The following is a 759-nucleotide window of genomic DNA, read 5'->3' on the forward strand; positions in this document are numbered from 1 at the left end:
GTCGATTACAACGTGAAGGTCCGCGTGAAGTCGGACAACACGGGTGTCGACATCGCGAACGTGAAGATGTCGATGAACCCGTTCGACGAAATCGCGGTTGAAGAAGCCGTGCGCCTGAAGGAAGCGGGCGTGGCGACCGAAGTGATCGCCGTGTCGGTGGGTGTCGCGCAAGCGCAGGAAACGCTGCGTACGGCGCTGGCGATCGGCGCGGATCGCGCGATCCTCGTCGAGTCGACCGATGGCGTCGAGCCGCTGGCCGTCGCGAAGATCCTGAAGGCGCTGGTCGACAAGGAGCAGCCGCAGCTGGTGATCCTCGGCAAGCAGGCGATCGACGACGATTCGAACCAGACGGGCCAGATGCTGGCTGCGCTGGCCGGCCTGCCGCAAGCGACGTTCGCGTCGAAGGTGACGGTGGCCGACGGCCGTGCAACGGTCGCGCGCGAAGTCGACGGCGGCGCGGAAACGCTGTCGCTGACGCTGCCGGCCGTGATCACGACCGACCTGCGCCTGAACGAGCCGCGCTACGTGACGCTGCCGAACATCATGAAGGCGAAGAAGAAGCCGCTGGAAACCGTGAAGCCGGAAGACCTGGGCGTGGACGTTGCGCCGCGTCTGAAGACGCTGAAGGTGGTCGAGCCGCCGAAGCGCGCAGCCGGCGTGAAGGTGCCGGACGTGAAGACGCTGGTCGAGAAGCTGAAGACCGAAGCCAAGGTGCTGTAAGAGGGAGCGGAAAGAAATGACGATTCTGGTGATTGCAGA

General features: G+C 64.6%; 1 protein-coding gene. It reads left to right on the plus strand.

Going from position 1 to position 759, the window contains the following annotated elements; genetic code table 11:
* On the plus strand, positions 1–720 hold a 720-nt coding region (locus G3O06_RS48600), incomplete at its 5' end, for an electron transfer flavoprotein subunit beta/FixA family protein (RefSeq protein WP_205820496.1).
* Between the last annotated feature and the right edge of the window lie 39 nt (positions 721–759).

Source organism: Burkholderia sp. Ac-20345, from assembly GCF_017104825.1.
Taxonomy (GTDB): Bacteria; Pseudomonadota; Gammaproteobacteria; order Burkholderiales; family Burkholderiaceae; genus Burkholderia; species Burkholderia lata_B.